Consider the following 16,109-nt stretch of genomic DNA (forward strand, 5'->3'; position numbering starts at 1 on the left):
GGGACCCCGGTCCGCTGGGGACGGCGGTCCGGGGCTTGTGCCCGGGGCCGGCGGTTCTGACGGGGTTCAGCGCTTCGCGTGGCGCCTGCGCTGGGGCGGGCGGGGGGCGGAGGCGTCCGGGCCGCCCTGGGCGCCCGGGCCCGCCTTCTTCGCCTTGGAGCGGGCCCGCAGGAACTCGATGGCGATCGGCACCACCGAGATCAGCACGATCGCGACCAGCATCAGCTCGATGTTCTTGTGCACGAACTCGACGTTGCCCAGGGCCGCGCCCAGCAGCGTCACGCCCGCGCCCCACAGGGTGCCGCCGATCACGTTGTACGTGATGAACGAGCGGTAGTTCATCCGGCTCACGCCCGCGATGATCGGCGTGAACGTCCGCACGATCGGCACGAAGCGGGCCAGCACCAGCGACTTGGGGCCGTACTTCTCGAAGAACTCGTGGGCCTTCTCCACGTTCTCCTGCTTGAACAGCTTGGAGTCCGGCCGGTTGAAGAGCGAGGGGCCGACCTTGCGGCCGAAGAGGTAGCCCACCTGGTCGCCGACGACGGCGGCGGCCACCACCAGCAGGCAGACCAGCCACAGCGGGGTGTCGATCTTGCCGCTGGTGACCAGCAGACCCGTGGTGAACAGGAGCGAGTCGCCCGGCAGGAAGAACCCGATGAGCAGGCCGGACTCGGCGAAGACGATCACCAGCAGACCGGCCAGGCCGAAGGACGACAGCAGCTGGTCGGGGTCCAGCCAGCTCGGACCGAGTGCGAGGTTGGTCACGGGTTCCGGGCTCCTGGGTGAGGGGGAGGGCGGGGCGGGTAAGCAGCGCGTTGACGGGCCAAAGTTATCAACGCGTTCGGATCGATCCAGGTTCCAGTGGGCTCCTGCGGATGCGCTGTGCTCGGACCGGTACAAAGCTGTGTCCAGGAACTCCAGGAGGTAGGCACGATGGGCATCGAGGATTTCGGCGGCGGTCAGGGCGCCCAGTCCGACGTACTGGTGGTCACCACCAACGACGTACCCGGCTATCAGGTCCAGCAGGTCATCGGTGAGGTCTTCGGCCTGACCGTGCGCTCCCGCCACCTCGGCAGCCAGATCGGCGCGGGCCTGAAGTCCATGATCGGCGGCGAGCTCAAGGGCCTGACCAAGACCCTCGTGCAGACCCGCAACCAGGCCATGGAGCGCCTGGTGGAACAGGCACGCGCGCGTGGGGCGAACGCCGTCCTCATGATGCGCTTCGACGTCACCGAGGCTGCCGACGTCGGCACGGAGGTCTGCGCGTACGGCACGGCCGTCGTGCTCACCAAGCTCTGACGGAGGAGAACGGGCACGCCATGGCACTGCACCGAGGCAGCGGCGACGAGGAGCGGGAGTACGAGAAGGAGTACGGGCGGCTCGCCCTGAACCCCTTCTTCGGCGAGGCCGACCCGGTCGGCTCCATGACGTCCGCGCCGCCCCGGCACCGGCTGCCGGACCGGCCGCTGGCCCCCGCCACGGCGTACCAGCTCGTCCACGACGAACTCATGCTGGACGGCAACTCCCGGCTGAACCTGGCCACCTTCGTCACCACCTGGATGGAGCCGCAGGCCGGGGTGCTGATGGCGGAGTGCCGCGACAAGAACATGATCGACAAGGACGAGTACCCGCGCACCGCCGAGCTGGAACGGCGGTGCGTGGCGATGCTCGCCGACCTCTGGCACGTCCCGGACCCGGCGGGCGCGGTGGGCTGCTCGACCACCGGGTCGAGCGAGGCGTGCATGCTGGCCGGGATGGCGCTGAAGCGGCGCTGGGCCAAGCGGAACGCGGACCGCTACCCCGGCCGCGACGCGGTGCCCAACCTGGTGATGGGCGTGAACGTCCAGGTCTGCTGGGAGAAGTTCTGCACCTTCTGGGAGGTCGAGGCCCGCCAGGTGCCGATGGAGGGCGACCGCTACCACCTCGACCCGCGGGCCGCCGCCGAACTCTGCGACGAGAACACGATCGGCGTGGTCGGGGTGCTCGGCTCGACCTTCGACGGATCGTACGAGCCGATCGGGGAACTCTGCGCGGCGCTCGACGCGTTGCAGGAGCGTACGGGTCTGGACGTGCCGGTGCATGTGGACGGGGCGTCCGGGGCGATGGTGGCGCCCTTCCTCGACGAGGACCTGGTGTGGGACTTCCGGCTGCCCCGGGTGTCCTCGATCAACACGTCCGGTCACAAGTACGGGCTGGTGTACCCCGGGGTGGGCTGGGCCCTGTGGCGCTCGGCGGCCGAGCTGCCCGAGGAACTGGTCTTCCGGGTGAACTACCTGGGCGGCGACATGCCCACGTTCGCGCTGAACTTCTCGCGGCCGGGGGCGCAGGTGGTGGCCCAGTACTACACGTTCCTGCGGCTGGGGAGGGAGGGGTTCCGGGCGGTCCAGCAGACCACGCGCGACGTGGCGCGGGCGCTGGCCGAGCGGATCCAGGCGATCGGCGACTTCGAACTGCTCACGCGCGGCGACCAGTTGCCGGTGTTCGCGTTCACGACGGCGCCGGAGATCAGCCGGTTCGACGTGTTCGACGTGTCGCGGCGGCTGCGGGAGCGGGGGTGGCTGGTGCCCGCGTACACCTTCCCGCCCCACCGGGAGGACCTGTCCGTGCTGCGGGTGGTGTGCCGCAACGGGTTCTCGGCGGACCTGGCGGCGATGCTGGTGGAGGACCTGGAGCGGGTGCTGCCCGAGCTGCGGCGCCAGGACGCGCCGCTCGGGCGGGACACGTCGGTGGCCACGGCGTTCCACCACTGAGGCCGGGCGGGGCCGCGCCTGCGGGGCGAGGGGTGCGGGGTTGCGGGGTGCGCCTTCGGGCGCGGGGTGCGGCCGGTCGCCCGCTCTCCCCCGGTCTCCGTCCGCTCCGGTCTCCGTCCGCTCCCTACAGGACGCCCACGAAGGGCTCCCCCTCGTTCGCGAACGTGTAGGCGCCCTTCTCGATGCGGGCGATCAGACCGCGGGTCCACTCCGCCTCCGCGTCCGCCGAGTGCACCCACATGTTCATGATCTCGCCGATGTGGCCGAGGGACTCCGGGCCCTCCGCGGGCACGTAGTACTCGGTGACCGAGGTCCGCCAGCGGGCCAGTTTGTCCAGCCGCTCGCCCAGCAGCGCCACCACCTCGGCGCGCGGCAGGTCGACCATGAAGCCGATGGCCGCCGAGAGCATGTCCATCTTCTGGTCGTACGAGGTCAGCGCCGCGCGCAGCAGCTTCAGATACTCCTCGCGGCCCGCGTCCGTCAGCTCGTACTCGGTGCGCGGCGGTCCGCCCGCGGTGCTCGGCGCGATCTCGTGGGCGTGCAGCACGCCCTCCTTCGCCATCTGCTTCAGGGCGTGGTAGATCGAGCCCGGTTTGGCGTTGGACCACTCGTGCGCACCCCAGTACTCCAGGTCGTTGCGGACCTGGTAGCCGTGCGCCCGGCCGTGCTGGCGGATCGCGCCGAGGACGAGGAGTCGGATGGCTGACACGGCATCCAGGTTAGGGCCCTGACCTCGGCCCTCCCGCACACGGTCCGCCACCCGCGCCCCCTCGCGCGCCGCCGTCCCCCTCACCCCCGCTCAGGGCTCCCCAGCACTGCTCAGAGCTCCTCAGCGCCCCCCAGAGCTCCTCAGAAGGGGAACTGGCTCCGCCCGTGCTGGACCGAGACCCACTTCTGCGTGGTGAACGCCTCCACCGTCGAGTCGCCGTTGAGCCGGCCGAGCCCCGAGTACTTCTCGCCGCCGAACGACACCAGCGGCTCGTCCTGGATGGTGGAGTCATTGACGTGGATCATCCCGGTGACGATCCGCTTGGCGAACCGCACGCCCCGCTCGACATTGGCGGTGTGGACGGCGCCGCTCAGCCCGTACGGACTGTCGTTGGCCAGCCGGACCGCCTCCTCCTCGCCGTCGAAGGTGAGCAGCAGCACCACCGGGCCGAAGATCTCCTGGCGCAGCAGCGGGGAGTCCTCGGGCAGCCCGGCGAGGATGGTCGGCTCGACGAGGTTGCCCCGGGTGCGGCCCCGCACCAGCGCGGTGGCGCCCTCGGCGAGGGCCTGGTCGACCAGGGTGGTCAGCGCGTCCGCCTGGAAGTGGTTGATCACCGGGCCGATGTCGGTGGCCGGGTCGGCGGGGTCGCCGGTCTTCAGCGCCGTCACCCGCGCGATGAACTTCTCGGTGAACTCGCGCTCGATGCTCTTGTCCACCAGCACCCGGTTGGCGGCCATACAGACCTGCCCCTGGTAGACGAACCGGCTGAAAACAGCCGCCTCGACCGCGTAGTCGACGTCCGCGTCCTCCAGCACGACCAGGGCGCTGTTGCCGCTCAGCTCCAGGATGGCCCGCTTGAAGTGGCTGCCCGCGACGGCGGCCACATGGCGGCCGGTGCGGTCGGAGCCCGCGAACGAGATCACCTTGGGCACCGGGTGCTCTATGAGCGCGTCGCCTATCTCGGCGATGTCCGTGACCAGCACGTTCAGCAGCCCGGCGGGCAGGCCCGCGTCCTCGAAGACCTTGGCGATCAGACCGCCGCCGACCACCGGCGCGTTCTGATTCGGCTTTATCACGACGGCGTTGCCGAGCGCGAGGGCCGGGGCGACCGACTTCATCGTCACCAGGAAGGGGAAGTTGAAGGGGCTGATCACCCCGACGACGCCGACCGGCAGCCGGTAGACGCGGTTCTCCTTGCCGTCCACCGGCGAGGGCAGGATGCGGCCCTCCGGGCGGATCGCGAGCTGGATCGCCTCGCGCAGGAACTCCTTGGCGAGGTGGACCTCGTAGCCGGCCTTGAGCCGGGTGCCGCCGAGTTCGGTGACGATCGCCTCGATGATCTCCGGCTCGCGCTCCTCGGTGATCCGCAGGGCGCGCTCGAAGACCAGCCGCCGGGCATAGGGGTTGGTCTCGCCCCAGCCGACCTGGGCGCGCTCGGCCGCGCGGTACGCCTGGTCGACCTCGTCCACCGTGGCGACCGTGATGGCGGCGAGCTTCTCCCCGTTGTACGGATCGAAGTCGATGATGTCCCACGAACCACTGCCGGTGCGCCACTCACCGTCGATGTACTGGTGGGCCAGGTCGGTGAAGAAGGACATGCCATCCCTTACTGCTGCCACTGCGCCGCCACCGTGTCCGTCGCGAACGGGTACTTCGTCGCGTCCACTGTGTCCCCCGCTTCCGCTGCACCATCCTGATGTGACGTCATCGTACTGACGTATCAGATGAGTTGGAGCAGTCCGCGGAGAAGATCGCGGCTCTCCTCCGGTCCCGGACTGTCCTTCTGGAGCCGTTCCATCGCCCTTTCGTACTGGGCGACCTCCTCCGGCTTGTCGAGATAGAGCGAGCTGGTGAGCTGCTCCAGATAGACGATGTCGGAGAGGTCGGACTCCGGGAACCGCAGCAGGGTGAAGGCACCGCTCTCGCCCGCGTGGCCGCCGAAGCTGAACGGCATCACCTGGAGCGTCACGTTCGGCTGCTCGGACACGTCGATGAGGTGCCGCAACTGCCCGCGCATCACGTCCCGTTCGCCGTACGGGCGGCGCAGCGCCGCCTCGTCCAGGACGGCGTGGAAGCGGGGAGCGCGCTCGGAGACCAGGGCCTTCTGGCGCTCCAGGCGCAGGGCCACCCGGCGCTCTATCTCGGCGTTCGACCCGTTGGGCATGCCGCGCTTGACCACCGCGTGCGCGTACGCCTCGGTCTGCAACAGGCCGTGCACGAACTGGACTTCATAGATGCGGATGAGCGAGGCCGCGCCCTCCAGACCGATGTACGTCTGGAACCAGCCCGGCAGCACGTCCCCGTAACTGTGCCACCAGCCGGCGATGTTGGCCTCTTTCGCCAGCCCCAGGAGCGACGCGCGCTCGGCGTCGTCGGTGACCCCGTAGAGCGTCAGCAGGTCTTCGACATCCCTTGCCTTGAAGCTCACCCGCCCCAACTCCATACGACTGATCTTCGACTCGGACGCCCTGATCGAATACCCGGCGGCCTCACGGGTGATGCCCCGGGACTCGCGCAGGCGCCTGAGCTGTGATCCCAGCAGAATGCGCCGGACCACCGACCCGCTCGACTCTCCTGCGGTCACTTCGCTGTCCCTCCCCAACCGACGGTGCTCGGCAGTCTGCCACCAAAACGCTTCACCCCGTACTCAATCGATTACGGAAATGGTCAAGCTACGAAATCGGCCTCGGGAAGAAATGAGCAAGAATCACCACGGGTTTGGACAGGTCTGGCACGTGCACGTGCATCTGCCCTTGCATCGGGAGCGGGCATTCGGAACCATGGTCCCCGCGCACCTGCGTGCTCGTCTTGTGTCCTGCTGTGTCCTGCGTTCTGTTCTGCTGCACGCCACGTTCACCTGTACCGCCACGGCCGCGAATCCCGGGAGTGCCTCGCATGGGGACGAATGGATCGACCATGCTGGAGCCGTTGGAGCCTTTAAGGCAGACCCTCCCGCCCATCGACCCGTCCGCCGTGGCCAGTTCCGCCTCCTGTGCCCTGCCCGCCCGCTACGAGGCCGTGGGCGGCGCGAGACAGTTCACCAGGAAGACCCTCGGCCAGTGGGACCTGACGGAACGGTTCGACGAAGTCGCCCTGGTCGTCTCGGAACTCGTCACCAACGCCCTGCGGCACGCGCTGCCCGTCGACACCGTCCGTGAGGCCCGCGAGTGCGAGTCGCCGGTGCGGCTGCACCTGATGCGCTGGACCAGCCGACTGGTGTGCGCGGTGCGCGACCCCAGTGTGGACAGCCCGTCCTCGCCCGGCTCCGACGACTGCGACGCCGAGTCGGGGCGCGGCCTGTTCCTGGTGGACTCCTTCAGCGACTCCTGGGGCTGGCACCCGCTCACCGGCACCCTGCACGGCAAGGTGGTCTGGGCCTTGTTCCGCCTCCAGCCGTCCGACTGAGCCCGAGCCTGGCCCGAGCACGGCGAAAACGCCGATCGGCCCCGTGGGGAACCGGTCGGCGTTCGGCTTGTTCCAGGCGATCGGCCGAGGCCGGGTGACGATCGGGCGGCGATCAATCCGTGATCGGCCGGTCGACGGTCGGTCAATCGGCTATCAGCCAGCCGGCGATCGGTCAGTCGGTGATCAGGTGGTCGAACTCGCCGTCCTTGATGCCGAGCAGCATCGCTTCGATCTCCGCGCGGGTGTAGACCAGCGCGGGCCCGTCCGGAAACGTCGAGTTACGGACCGCAACCCTCCCGCCGGGCAGCCGGGCGAACTCCACGCAGGTTCCCTGCGAATTGCTGTGACGGCTCTTCTGCCAGACGACACCGTGAAGCTCCGTTGCCGCCATGCCGTTGTACGCGTGGTGCAAGGTCGCTCCCGGGGATGTGCAGGGGTGCATTCGTGAAAGGTCAACTGCCCCGGATCATAGCCGTGTTCATGTGCGCCTGCATGAGCATATGCACGTGCACGCGCGGTACGCGGGCCGTTACAGGCGTTTCACCGGGTTGAACCCCTCGCCCACTGGGTATAGACGCGCCTCACGCCCGGCTGGTTCACCCGCTGGTAGCTTGTCGCGGTCCGAGAACCGCCGACGCAAGGGGATTTCACAGTGCACAGGCACGTACGCACCGGGACGGGCGCCCTCGCCCTCGCCGCCTGCCTCGCCCTGGCCGGGTGCTCCAGCTCGGACAACGGCGACAAGGCGAAGGACAAGGACGGACAGAAGAGCACCGGCGGAGCGGCGTCGTCCCCGTCGCAGAGCGCGGGTGCGAACGGTGGCGGCAGCGGCAACGGGGCCGGCGGCGGCTCGGGTTCCGGTTCTGGGTCGGGCTCCGGACCGGGCTCGGGCAAGGTGGCCGCGAAGGACATCGCGGGGGCATGGGCCGCGGTCCTCCAGGGCAAGCCCACCGCCCTGGTGATCAGCGGTACGACCGTGGCGCTCGGCGGCGAACACACGTGCACCGGCACGGTCAACGACAACGGCATGGCGATGATCGAGCTGAAGTGCGCCGACGGCAACACCGACCGCGTCGCGGGCATGCCCTCGCTCGGCCCGGACGGCAAGACCCTCACGGTGAAGTGGGAGGGCGGCACGACGGACAAGTTCACCAAGTCGGAGCTGGACGGCAAGGTCCCGCCGGGGATGACGGCGGGCGGCGTCCCGACACCGTAGATCCGGGCACGGCGGCCGGTCCCCCGGAGCCCGGCGCGGTCGGGCCGGCCGCATCGCCATCCTCGTACCCCCGAGCGTGACGGGTCGGCGGCGTCCCCGCCCCGTACCTCCGGGCCCGCCGCCCGCTCAGGGACGCGGTGGCCCGGCCGCGTCCTTCACCGCCATCGGTGGCGCGGGCGAGGCGAGCGCGTCGGAGAAGTCGCGCAGGGCGTCGAGCAGCAGACCCGCGCCCTTGCGTACGACCCGGTCGGCGCCCGCCTCGCCGTCCCGCGCCGCCAGCGCCCGCTCCACCTCGTCCCACCCCGGCACCTTGCGCTCCCGGACCTCCCTGGCGCCCCGCCCGGTCGCCTCCCGCAGCGCCTCGGCGAACGCGGCGGCGCCCGGCACCGGGTCCGCGCCCCGTTCGGGCACGTGCGCCTCCATCAGCATCGCGATCCGCCCGAACTGGCCGACCGCGTGCCCGGCCTCGTCGGCGACCGCGCGCGACAGGCCCCGGTGGCGCACCGGCTCGTGCCTGGCCCGTTCCAGCGCCTCCTCCCAGGCGAGCCGGGCCGCCCGGGTGTCGAGCAGCGCCCGCCGGACCTCGTCGGCGGGGGCGGCCGGGTCGGCGTACCGGTCGGCCACGGCCGCCGCGTACCGTCCGCAGGCCGCCAGCCAGTCCGCCAGGCGGGTCCGGAGCCGGGGCGTCTCCCAGGCCGGGTAGACCGCGTACGAGGCCATCGCCAGCACCCCGCCGAGCAGCGTGAGCAGCACCCGGTCGGGAACGGTCTGGGTCCAGCGCAGTCCGCCGGTGCCGAGCAGGAAGACCACGTACGCGGAGACGCACGCGCTGGCCGCCGCGTACCCCGTACGCATCAGCAGGTACAGCAGGAACGCGCAGAGCACCGCGAGGGTGATCGAGAGCACCGGGCCGGGGTGGGTGAGCTGGACGATCCCGGTGGCGACGGCGACGCCGACGAGGGTGCCGCCGAAACGGGCGACCGCGCGGGAGTACGTCTGGGAGAAGTCCGGGCGCATCACCATCACGGAGGCCATCGGCGCCCAGTAGCCGTGGCCGAGCGGCAGGGCCTGGCCGATCACATAGCCGGCGGCGGCGACCGCGCAGACCCGGGCGGCGTGCCGGAACACCGGGGAGTCGCGCCGGGCGCACTCCGCGCGCATCGTGCGCAGCGCGACCGGAACGAGCCGGGGCACGGTCGGCCGCAGCAGCGGCTCCGCCCCGGCGCCGCCGGTCCCCTCGGCCGTCTCCATCACATCGCCGAGCAGGGCGATCAGCCGGGTCGCGGCACGGAAGGCCGGGCCGGTGAGGATCGCGCCGGTGTCCGGGGTGCGCAGCGCGGCGGCGGCCGGCGCGGGGATGCGGACCTCCTCGCCGTGCCGGATCGCGCGGGCCGCCGCGTCGAGCACGGAGGCGGCGGCGCCGAGCAGTTCGCGCACCCGGTCGCGCTCGCGGCCCTCCTCGGGGACCCCGAGCGCCGGATCGGCGAGCGAGGCGAGTACGGGTCTGATGCGCTCGGCGACGCCGCGCGAGCCGTGCAGCTCGGCCGGTCTGCGACGGGCCTCGCGGGGCGTGACGGCGGCGGCCAGGCGGGCCGTCATCAGCGGGCCCGGGTCGAAGGGGGCGCGCGGGTCGTGGCGCAGCCTGCGCGCGTAGTCCGCCACGGCGGCGAGGGCGTCCGCGAGCGCGTCGCGCTGGGCGCCCCAGCGGCGGATCGGTACGAGGACGACCAGCGCCGCCTGGACCACACCGCCCGCCGCGATCAGCGCCGCGTGTCCGGCGGCCGCGGCCAGCGAGGTCGGCAGGGTGACCGTGACCAGCATGATCGCGACGTTGGAGGACGCGATGATCCCGGCCGTCGGACCGACGGCCCAGGCCAGCCCCGACACGAAGGTCCAGACGGCGAGCAGCAGCAGGAAGAACGGCGAGTGGGCGCCGACCAGATAACCGAGGAAGGTCGACACGGCGAGGGAGGCCCCCGAGGCCAGCGCCAGCACGGGGCGCGGGCGCCAGCTGCGCTGGAAGGTGGCGATGGCCGCCTGCAGCGCGCCGAACGCGGAGCTGACGGCGGCGGCCGGACCGAGCGCGGCGAGGCTCACCCCGACGACCAGCGCGAGCCCGGCGGCCCCGCGCAACGCCACGGCGGGTTCGAGCCGCCGCCGCTCCACACTCAGCCCCGAACGCGCGGTCTCCCTCAACGCCCGGACCCAGCCCATGGCCCGAGCGTAACGCCCCTGCCTCGCCCCACCCCCTCAACCCAGCGGGAGGTGCCCCCACCTGGGGGCAGAGCTCCACCGAGGGGTTCCGGGCCCCGCCGGGGAGCCTTCGGAGGTGCCCCCGCTGGGAGCTGGAGGCGAAGCCCTGCTGAGGGCTTCGCGGGCGCGGGGCAACCGAGCCCTCGGGAGAGGTGCCCCCACGTGGGGGGCGAAGCCCCGGGGGCGCCCCGCCGAGGGCTTCCGGGGTGCGCGGGGGTTGGTGGGCCCGGGGTCCCCTGGGGAGCCTTCCGGGGGCGCTCCCGCCGGGGGCTGGGGACGAAGCCTCGCCGAGGTCTTCCGGGCGCGGGCCCCGCCCGGGCCTTCGGGAGGCGGGGCCAGGGGTGCAGGGGTGAGAGGGCGGAGCCCCCGCCAGGGGTCCGGGGCGGAGCCCCCGAGGGCACGCCCCCCCCCCGAGGGCCCGGGGGCAGGGGCAGCCTCAGACCGGTGGCAGGGGGCGGCGGCTGCCCGGCTGGTGGGCCCGGTTCGCCGCCGCCGTCCCGTCCTGCCACCCCGCCTCGTCCGTCGCCCCCCGCACCCGCGTCCGCACCGTCCTCGGAAACATCTCGTCCGCCCGGTCCGCGACCGCCACCGCGCGCGTGGCCAGAACCGGCAGCAACGCGTCGTCGCGCCGCTCGGCCGCCTCCTCCACCTGTCGGGCCGTCGCCGCGAGCAGATCGCCGAGCCGATGCGCGTACGCCAGCAGGAACGACTGCCGGAACGTCTTCGTCCGCTTCCGTCCGCCCGCCCGCTGCGCCGCCTCCGCCCGCACCATCGCCGCCAGCCCCTGCACCAGCAGCGAGCCGTACAGCAGCTCCACCGCCTCCAGATCCGCCTCGAACCCCACGACCGTGGAGAACCCGAGCTCCCCGTTCCACACCGCCCGGCAGTGGTTCGCCGAGGCGACCGCGTCGAGCAGGATCGCCTTGGACGTCTCGTACGGCGTGTCCACCCCGATCCGGCACGCCCCCGGTACGTCCGCGCGCCGCCCGCCCGCCGCGAGCACCGCCTCGTCGATGCTGTGCAGCGCCATCAGCTCCTGCGCCTTGGCGCTCAGCGCCTCCGCCTCGTCCGGGAACTCCGTCGCCTCCGCCTTCGCCAGCAGCCCCCGGATCCGGGTCAGCGCCTTCGGCTCGCCGTGTACGGGCGCGCGGTGCACCGCCGCACCCGGCACCGGCCCCACCGGCTCGATCGAGGGCAGCCGCAGCAGCAGCCGGTACAGCTCCAGCACGGCCGTCGCCCGCGAGAAACGGTCCTCGGCCCGCCGCACCTCCCCGGGCAGCGCCGCCACCTGCTCGGCCCAGCGCGGCGGCAACTCCCCGTACCTCCCCAGCTGCCCCCGTACGAGCTCGGCCACCAGCGCCACCTGCGGCTCGGCCAGCTCGCGCCGCACCATCCGCACGACGTCCGCGGGCTGCCACCCCCGCTCCCACGCCCGTGCGATCAGATCCTGGCCGCGCAGGGCGAGCTCGGCATCGGCCGCCGGATCGGCGGCGAGCAGCGAAGCACCGGTGTCCAGGCCCGCATCCGTCTCGGCGTACAGCGCGGCGGCCAGCGCCAGATCAACCGTCTTCTCGTCACTCACCCCACGATCGTCCCAGCCCCCTCCTCAAACACCGCACACGGACCGTGCCCCGGTCCGGATACGGGCCGACACGGGGGACGGGCCAGCCCGGGATGCGGCTCGGGGCGGCGTACGGGGTCGGCCCAGGATGCGGGTCAAGGCACGGTCGGGGTCGGCCCGGAATGCGGGTCGAGGCACGGTCGGGGTCGGCCCCGGGGTACGAATCGGGGCGGGGTACGGGGTCGTCCCGGGCCGGAGCCCCAGGCATGGGCCGGGCCCGGCCCACCCGTCGCACTCGTCCACAGTCTGTGGACGACCCCACCGGCGCGCGGCGCCACATTGTCAGTACCCGGTGCCACACTCGCACTCGTGGACGAGAAGTGGGCGCTGGACCCCACCGAGGACGGCGGCGCGCGGCTCGTTGCCCTCGGGCACGACGGGCTGCCCAGTGGGCCCGTGGCGCACGAACCGGATCTGGCCGCCGCCGTCCGGACCCGGCCGGGCGTCGGCCGCTGGGTGTGGCGCTCGACCCCCGACATCTACCCCCGCCTGCTCGCCGCCGGCGTCCGCGTGGAGCGCTGCTACGACTTGGAGGCGGCCGAACTCCTGCTCCTCGGCCACGAAGGCCGCCTCGGCGAACCCCGCTCGGCCGCGGCCGCCTGGGCCCGGCTGCACCGGCTCCCCGTACCTCCCGATCCCCCCTCCCGCACCGTCGAGCCCAGCCGTCAGTCCCCCCTGTTCGAACCGCCCAGCGCCGTCTCCCCTCCGCTGGAGGCCCTGGTCGAGGTGTACGCGGACCAGCAGCGGCGGCACGACCGGGCCGAACACCCGGGCCGGATGCGGCTGCTCACCGCCTCCGAGTCCGCCGGGATGCTGGTGGCCGCCGAGATGAACCGGGCGGGCGTGCCCTGGCGGGCCGACGTCCACCGCGCCCTGCTCCACGACCTGCTGGGCGAGCGGTACGCGGGCGGTGGCGAACCGCGCCGCCTCGCCGAGCTCGCCGACGAGGTGTCTGCCGCGTTCGGCCGCCGGGTGCGGCCCGATCTGCCCGCCGATGTGATCAAGGCGTTCGCCGAGGCCGGGATCCGGATCACTTCCACCCGGCGCTGGGCCCTGGAGGAGATCGACCACCCGGCCGTCGCGCCCCTGATCGCGTACAAGAAGCTGTACCGGATCTGGACCGCGCACGGCTGGAGCTGGCTCGCCGACTGGGTGCGCGAGGGCCGTTTCCGCCCCGAGTACACACCCGGCGGGACGGTCAGCGGACGCTGGACCACCAACGGCGGCGGCGCCCTCCAGATCCCCAAGGTCATCAGGCAGGCCGTCGTCGCCGACCCGGGCTGGCGGCTGGTGGTCGCCGACGCCGACCAGATGGAGCCGCGGGTGCTCGCCGCCATCTCCCGCGACCCCGGCCTGATGGAGGTGGCCGGGCACGACGGCGATCTGTACACCGCCCTGTCCGACCGCGCCTTCTCCGGCGACCGGGAGCACGCCAAGCTCGCTCTGCTCGGCGCGATCTACGGCCAGACCTCCGGCGACGGCCTGAAGAACCTGGCGGCGCTGCGACGGCGCTTCCCCCGCGCCGTGGCCTATGTCGACGACGCGGCCAAGGCGGGCGAGGAGGGCCGTCTGGTGCGGACCTGGCTGGGCCGCACCAGCCCGCCCGCCGCCGGTTCCGGCGACGACGGCGAGGCGGGCCTGCCCCAGGAGACCGAGGAGGAAGCGCCGCGCGGGGACGGCGAGTTCACCCCCGGCTACGCGTCGAGCAACGCCCGCGCCCGGGGCCGCTTCACCCGTAATTTCGTCGTCCAGGGCAGCGCCGCCGACTGGGCCCTGCTGCTCCTGGCCGCACTGCGCCAGGAGCTCGCCACCGCCGGGGCCCGGGCCGAGCTGGTCTTCTTCCAGCACGACGAGGTGATGGTCCACTGCCCCGAGGAGGAGGCGCCGTTGGTGGTGAAGGCGATCCGCTCGGCGAGCGACCTGGCCGGCCGCATCGCCTTCGGCGAGACCCCGGTGCGGTTCCCGTTCACCACGGCGGTGGTGGAGCGGTACTCGGAGGCGAAGTAGGCCCCCGGGGGGGGACCGACCGGCCGGCGACCCGACCCACTGGCCCTCCCGGCCCCCTTCTCCCCCTACCTCAGCGTCTCCCACTTCTTGTCGAGCGCTATCGCCTTCAGCTGGGCCATCGTCAGTGCGGGCTGCTCGCGGGTCGCCGGGGAGTTCTGGTTGCCCGTGTTGAAGGCACTGATGACCACCCGCAGACCCGTCGTACGGACCGTGTCGACCTCCCACCACACCACACCCGCGCCGCCCTTCTCGCCCGGCCGCTGGTCCTCGCCCACCCGGGTGCCGTCGGGCAGGGTGGTGACGGTGCCCCGGAGCGCTATGTCCCCCATCCTGGGCTGGACGTTGATGCCTATGAGGCTCTTGCCCTTGCCGTCGTCGACCACCACGAAGGCATAGCCTCCCTGGTTGCCCTTGTCGACGACGTGCAGGCCCTTCGGCAGGGAGGCGATCAGCTCCCGCTGCATGGACGCCCCGCTCGGCTCCCCGGCGGGCACCGGCTCATGGCGCGGCACCGCGGCGCCCGCCATGGTCCTCTTCCACACATCGGCCGTGACCAGCGACTTCATCTGCGCGCCGGTGAGCGGCGGGTCGACCCGGGAGACCTGCGCCCCCTTCTCGGCCGGTGCGTTGTACTCGTTCGCGTCCACCATGACGCCCTTGGGCGTGATCAGCGTCGCCCGCCAGTCCTTGGTCGCCTCGCGCCGGTCGGGGTACTCATACCCCTGGAGGAGCATGAACCGCGAGCCGTCGGCGAGCACTTGGGACGAGCAGTGGTCGTAGTCGACGATCGCCTTCGACGGGCAGCTCACATACTGGGCCGCGCTCTCGCCCGCCGGGTCGATCGTGCTGAGGGCGATCCCGATCGACGCCGCGCCCTTGCCGTCGTCGTAGACGACCGAGGCCGTCGGCATGGGGGACTTCTCCCCACCGCCCGGAACCCCACCGGAGCCCGATCCGGAACCGCTCCCCGGCGACGCACCCCCGGCCGGGCCGGCGCCCGTCCCCCGCTCCTGGCTGATCTTCCCGGCCGGGAGCAGGGCGAGCAGATTCTTGATCATCTGCTCGGCGGAGACCGATACCCCTTCGGGGAGCGTCGACTTGGGCGGTGCGGCCACGGACGACGACGTGCCGCTCCCGTCGGCCGCGCCGCCGGAGCCGTCGCCGACCAGGCCGCTCGCCCAGGCCCCGCCGAGGCCGACGGCCGCGAGCGCCACTACGCTGCCGGTCACCGTGGCGACCCGGCGGCGCACCACCCGGCGGCGACCGTTCATCAGGCCGCGATCCAGCAGCGCCGGGCGGTCCTGCGGGGCGAAGCTGTCGCCGGTGCGGCGCATCGCGTCGCCGAGCTGGTCTTCGAAAGGCATGTGGGACCCCACTCCTTGCGTGGTCGTCATCGGTCGGAAGCCGTCGTTCAAGCACTGCGAGCGCTGCGGGCACCGTGAGCACTGCGGGCACCGTGAGCACTTTCAGGCACTTCGGGCACTTCGGGCACTTCGGGTACCTCAGTCGCTTCAGATACTTCAAGCACGACAAGCACGTGTGCGTTTCGGGTACTTCAGAGAGCCGGGTATTTCAGAGGGCGGCGAGCTCCGCGAGGGTGCCGCCCAGGTGTTCGCGCAGTTTCGCGAGTGCGCGGACCGAACGGGTGCGGACGGCGGCCGAGCTGACGTGCATCGCGTCCGCCGTCTCCTCGACGGTGCGGTCCTCCCAGTACCGCAGCACCACCACCGCGCGGTCCTTCGGCGCCAGCCGGGCCAGCGCGTCCAGCAGCGCCAGCCGCAGCGCCGGGTCGTCGCCGGTGGTGACGGGGTGGTCCGGCAGCTCGCCTATGGGCCGCTCGGTGGCCGAGCGGCGTCGGCGGTGGGTGAGGAAGGTGCGGACGAGGATGGTCTGCGCGTAGGCCGCCGGGTTGTCCACCCGGGACATGCGGCCCCACAGCGCGTACATCTTCCCCAGCGTTTCCTGTGTCAGGTCTTCCGCCAGATGAACGTCTCCGCTGGTCAGAAGGCATGCGGAACGAAAAAGCTGGTTGGTGCGCCCGGACGCGAACTCCATGAAGGCGTCCTGGCGCGCCTGTTTCGACTGCCTCGGTTTTCTCATTGCCACCCCTGCCCCCGTCCTCCCCTACACCTCATTGACGCGATG

Annotated in this window: 14 protein-coding genes; 5 read left to right on the forward strand and 9 right to left on the reverse strand. The window is 72.2% G+C overall.

Going from position 1 to position 16,109, the window contains the following annotated elements:
* Window positions 1-66: 66 nt before the first annotated feature.
* The gene (locus tag AB5J87_RS15980) at window positions 67-768 is read right to left on the reverse strand and encodes a DedA family protein (RefSeq protein WP_369377347.1); all 702 of its coding nucleotides are present in this window, start codon (window positions 766-768) and stop codon (window positions 67-69) included.
* 168 nt (window positions 769-936) lie between these two features.
* Here AB5J87_RS15980 and AB5J87_RS15985 point away from each other — a divergent pair, with 168 nt between their 5' ends.
* Window positions 937-1,302 carry a YbjQ family protein gene (locus AB5J87_RS15985; RefSeq protein ID WP_369377348.1) on the forward strand — a complete coding sequence of 122 codons (366 nt, stop codon included), beginning with the start codon at window positions 937-939 and terminating at the stop codon, window positions 1,300-1,302.
* 20 nt (window positions 1,303-1,322) lie between these two features.
* Window positions 1,323-2,753, forward strand: coding sequence for a glutamate decarboxylase (locus tag AB5J87_RS15990; protein ID WP_369377349.1), 1,431 nt, complete (start codon window positions 1,323-1,325; stop codon window positions 2,751-2,753).
* Window positions 2,754-2,877: 124 nt separating this feature from the next.
* On the opposite strand, the gene AB5J87_RS15995 is transcribed toward AB5J87_RS15990, so the two are convergent.
* The 3 genes from AB5J87_RS15995 to AB5J87_RS16005 all read right to left on the reverse strand — a co-directional run bounded on the left by AB5J87_RS15995 (window position 2,878) and on the right by AB5J87_RS16005 (window position 6,046).
* On the reverse strand, window positions 2,878-3,462 hold the full coding sequence (locus tag AB5J87_RS15995; protein WP_369377351.1) for a PadR family transcriptional regulator: 585 nt from the start codon (window positions 3,460-3,462) through the stop codon (window positions 2,878-2,880).
* A gap of 140 nt (window positions 3,463-3,602) precedes the next feature.
* The gene (locus AB5J87_RS16000) at window positions 3,603-5,060 is read right to left on the reverse strand and encodes an aldehyde dehydrogenase family protein (RefSeq protein WP_369377352.1); all 1,458 of its coding nucleotides are present in this window, start codon (window positions 5,058-5,060) and stop codon (window positions 3,603-3,605) included.
* Window positions 5,061-5,182: 122 nt separating this feature from the next.
* Complete coding sequence (locus AB5J87_RS16005; RefSeq protein ID WP_369377354.1) at window positions 5,183-6,046, reverse strand: helix-turn-helix domain-containing protein; 864 nt, start codon at window positions 6,044-6,046, stop codon at window positions 5,183-5,185.
* Window positions 6,047-6,357: 311 nt separating this feature from the next.
* Between AB5J87_RS16005 and AB5J87_RS16010 the strand changes: the two genes are divergently transcribed.
* Complete coding sequence (locus AB5J87_RS16010; RefSeq protein WP_369377355.1) at window positions 6,358-6,867, forward strand: ATP-binding protein; 510 nt, start codon at window positions 6,358-6,360, stop codon at window positions 6,865-6,867.
* A gap of 172 nt (window positions 6,868-7,039) precedes the next feature.
* On the opposite strand, the gene AB5J87_RS16015 is transcribed toward AB5J87_RS16010, so the two are convergent.
* Complete coding sequence (locus AB5J87_RS16015) at window positions 7,040-7,279, reverse strand: DUF397 domain-containing protein (RefSeq protein ID WP_329400994.1); 240 nt, start codon at window positions 7,277-7,279, stop codon at window positions 7,040-7,042.
* A 240-nt stretch (window positions 7,280-7,519) separates the two neighbouring features.
* Between AB5J87_RS16015 and AB5J87_RS16020 the strand changes: the two genes are divergently transcribed.
* Window positions 7,520-8,083: a hypothetical protein gene (locus AB5J87_RS16020; protein ID WP_369377356.1), complete on the forward strand. Its 564-nt coding sequence runs from the start codon at window positions 7,520-7,522 to the stop codon at window positions 8,081-8,083.
* Window positions 8,084-8,209: 126 nt separating this feature from the next.
* Here AB5J87_RS16020 and AB5J87_RS16025 read toward each other — a convergent pair whose 3' ends face one another.
* Together AB5J87_RS16025 and AB5J87_RS16030 are read right to left on the reverse strand one after the other, a co-directional pair.
* Window positions 8,210-10,297 (reverse strand): FUSC family protein, encoded by a 2,088-nt coding sequence (locus AB5J87_RS16025; protein WP_369377357.1) that lies wholly within the window; start codon window positions 10,295-10,297, stop codon window positions 8,210-8,212.
* Window positions 10,298-10,772: 475 nt separating this feature from the next.
* Complete coding sequence (locus tag AB5J87_RS16030) at window positions 10,773-11,918, reverse strand: DUF2786 domain-containing protein (protein ID WP_369377358.1); 1,146 nt, start codon at window positions 11,916-11,918, stop codon at window positions 10,773-10,775.
* Between the two features lie 348 nt (window positions 11,919-12,266).
* Between AB5J87_RS16030 and AB5J87_RS16035 the strand changes: the two genes are divergently transcribed.
* Window positions 12,267-13,964 (forward strand): bifunctional 3'-5' exonuclease/DNA polymerase, encoded by a 1,698-nt coding sequence (locus tag AB5J87_RS16035; RefSeq protein WP_369377360.1) that lies wholly within the window; start codon window positions 12,267-12,269, stop codon window positions 13,962-13,964.
* 65 nt (window positions 13,965-14,029) lie between these two features.
* Here the strand turns inward: AB5J87_RS16035 and AB5J87_RS16040 are convergent, their stop codons facing one another.
* The gene (locus AB5J87_RS16040) at window positions 14,030-15,328 is read right to left on the reverse strand and encodes a hypothetical protein (protein ID WP_369377362.1); all 1,299 of its coding nucleotides are present in this window, start codon (window positions 15,326-15,328) and stop codon (window positions 14,030-14,032) included.
* A 208-nt stretch (window positions 15,329-15,536) separates the two neighbouring features.
* On the reverse strand, window positions 15,537-16,064 hold the full coding sequence (locus tag AB5J87_RS16045; protein WP_369377363.1) for a SigE family RNA polymerase sigma factor: 528 nt from the start codon (window positions 16,062-16,064) through the stop codon (window positions 15,537-15,539).
* Window positions 16,065-16,109 lie beyond the last annotated feature (45 nt).

This window comes from Streptomyces sp. cg36 (assembly GCF_041080675.1).
In the GTDB taxonomy this organism is placed as follows: Bacteria; Actinomycetota; Actinomycetes; order Streptomycetales; family Streptomycetaceae; genus Streptomyces.

Coding starts and splice junctions, on each gene's coding strand:
- AB5J87_RS15985 (WP_369377348.1), top strand. CDS start 937: ATGGGCATCGAGGATTTCGGCGGCGGTCAGGGCGCCCAGTCCGACGTA.
- AB5J87_RS15990 (WP_369377349.1), top strand. CDS start 1,323: ATGGCACTGCACCGAGGCAGCGGCGACGAGGAGCGGGAGTACGAGAAG.
- AB5J87_RS16000 (WP_369377352.1), bottom strand. CDS start 5,060: ATGTCCTTCTTCACCGACCTGGCCCACCAGTACATCGACGGTGAGTGG.
- AB5J87_RS16010 (WP_369377355.1), top strand. CDS start 6,358: ATGGGGACGAATGGATCGACCATGCTGGAGCCGTTGGAGCCTTTAAGG.
- AB5J87_RS16025 (WP_369377357.1), bottom strand. CDS start 10,297: ATGGGCTGGGTCCGGGCGTTGAGGGAGACCGCGCGTTCGGGGCTGAGT.
- AB5J87_RS16040 (WP_369377362.1), bottom strand. CDS start 15,328: ATGCCTTTCGAAGACCAGCTCGGCGACGCGATGCGCCGCACCGGCGAC.
- AB5J87_RS16045 (WP_369377363.1), bottom strand. CDS start 16,064: ATGAGAAAACCGAGGCAGTCGAAACAGGCGCGCCAGGACGCCTTCATG.